The organism is Rhizobium sp. P1_E1, assembly GCF_056406015.1.
This window is the reverse complement of record NZ_JBFUAY010000421.1, coordinates 1-2,229: the sequence shown is the minus strand read 5'-3', so window position 1 is coordinate 2,229 and position 2,229 is coordinate 1. Positions and strand designations below refer to the sequence as shown.

Below are 2,229 nucleotides of genomic sequence, written 5' to 3'. Positions count from 1 at the left end.
GAAGAGGAGGAGAGCAGTGCCGCTCTCATCGCCCGCCTTGTTGCCCAGGGCGGCAGACTTGCCCTCGACGATGGTTTGCCGCTTTTCTTCTATCATGCATTGGCAGCGGAGATGGGCGAGGCGAGGCTTGCCGATGGCGGGCGACTGATCCGCGACCTGCGTTGCATCAAATCGGCCGCGGAGATTGCCCTCATTCAGTATGCGATGGACCTGACACTTGACGTCCACAGGCAAGTGCATCGGCTTTTGAAGCCGGGCATCAAATCATCCGAAGTGGTGGATTTCATCGACCGGCAGCATCGCCAGGCCGGCGCCGATGCCGGCTCGACATTCTGCATCGTCTCCTTCGGCGCGGCGACCTCGCTTCCGCATGGCGCCGACGGCGATCAGGTCCTTGGTCGCGACGACGTCATTCTCGTCGATACCGGCTGCCGGATCGACGGTTATCATTCCGATATCACCAGGACCTATATGCTGGAGGGCGGCAACAGCGCGTTCGAACGGGCTTGGTGGATCGAGCGCGAGGCGCAACAGGCCGTCTTCGACGCGGCCCGGATCGGCGCCGCCTGCTCGAGCCTCGACGATGCGGCCCGCAAGGTGCTTGCCAAACACTCCCTCGGCCCCGACTATCGCCTGCCAGGTTTGCCGCATCGCGCCGGTCATGGCCTCGGGCTCGAGATCCACGAGGAACCCTACATCGTTCGCGGCAACGACGCGCCGCTTGCCGCCGGCATGTGTTTTTCCAACGAACCGATGATCGTCTTCCCCGGGGAATTCGGGATCCGGCTGGAAGACCATATGTACATGACCGACGAGGGACCGTGCTGGCTCACCAATCCAGCGGCAGGACCGACCGAGCCATTCTCCTGAGCGGGCACCATCTCCTGCCCGCTCTCGTCCGGCAGATCCAGCAATATATTGCCCGCGATCTCGACCGACCGCTGGCGATCAGCCTATCCTGAAGCGACAGGATTCAAGAGGCGGAGGCTATCCCAGCCTGAACGTTGGCGATATGGCGGTTGGTTCTCGCGGCATCGGACATATCGACGGGACCCAGGGCTGCCTGCAATTCGATCGATAAAGTATTTCTTCGCAAACGTTACTTGCTTTCTGACGTAGTACAAGGTTGACTGCGGTTAAACCTGCAGTGTTGAGGATAGGATGATGGACTTGTTCAGAAAGGATGAGGATGACTCCGCGCAATTGCAGAAAATGACACTGAATGGTAGATATAGAAATATAGCAGCGATGCTTTCGGTAGCAGTGGTTGTCTTTTCTGTATTCTTGATATCGCTTGGCGCTTTAATCGAATTTTTTCAACCTGAGTTTTTTCCAAACGTCATTCTCGATGACGTCCCTTTGCACTACCTCGCCTGGTTCATGATTACCTTCGGGATAACTATCGTTGTCATCAACGTGATTTTGGCAGCAAGACGGGAGATCGATCAAGAGAGAGCAGAAAAGATGCTTCCATCGGATATGGTCGAGATCAAAAGGCAGGCTTTGCGTGACCTGCGGACGCATCGAAACTGGTATGCGCGATCCTCCAGGGTGAATCAGTATCTCTGGAATTTTCTCACATTGGGGATCATCGTTCTGAGCGGCCTCTCTTCATTATTTTCGGCTTATGGCACGATTATCCCCCAATGGCTCCCAATGGCGACCTCCGCGCTCGTGGCGCTTTTCGGCACGATCATTGTTCAATTCCGCATCCGGGACGTCTGGCAATTGAGAGAGCAGGGAAGGGTCGAAGCGGAGATGCTCGTCGCCGAGGCTCATCTCATTGACATAACGGATGAGCTAGCGACGCTCAAACAGGCCGTCGCTCTTAGAAAGCGCGCTCATGCGCTGGAGATGAAGCAACTCAACCAGTTCTTTGTAGGGACCACCGCAGCCAATCCCTGAGCCCTTGTCGGCATTCGGCGGCGGGATCGACCGAGCCGTTCTCCTGAGCGGGCGCCATCTTGCCCGCTCAGGTAAGCCAGCTCACCCGCGCTAGAGCCTTTCCGGGTTAGATTGAAGCATTCTGCCGGAGCAGATTTTCGTCAGGGCAGAGGCGATTGGCGACGGGCATACCTCCCGGTACGTCCGAGCCGATCGCCTTTGATCCTGGCGGAAAGATGCCCGGCCCTTCGGGTTGGCTGAAACGGGCCGGCTGATCGACCGGCCGGCTTGGCCGTAGAACTGGGCTACGACGCGCGCCGGCCGGTCGACCATCCGACTCCGTTT

The 2,229-nt window shown here is 57.9% G+C and carries 2 protein-coding genes; both read left to right on the top strand.

Annotation, left to right across the window (positions count from 1 at the left end):
• Positions 1-870, top strand: an 870-nt coding sequence (locus AC1D1Z_RS36570; protein WP_477853707.1) for a M24 family metallopeptidase, incomplete at its 5' end; no start/stop codon positions are given.
• A 294-nt stretch (positions 871-1,164) separates the two neighbouring features.
• Positions 1,165-1,905: a DUF4231 domain-containing protein gene (locus AC1D1Z_RS36565; protein WP_130719433.1), complete on the top strand. Its 741-nt coding sequence runs from the start codon at positions 1,165-1,167 to the stop codon at positions 1,903-1,905.
• Positions 1,906-2,229 lie beyond the last annotated feature (324 nt).

What these genes read in the sequence shown, in the direction of transcription:
- AC1D1Z_RS36565 (WP_130719433.1), top strand. Translation starts at nt 1,165, where the DNA reads ATGGACTTGTTCAGAAAGGATGAGGATGACTCCGCGCAATTGCAGAAA.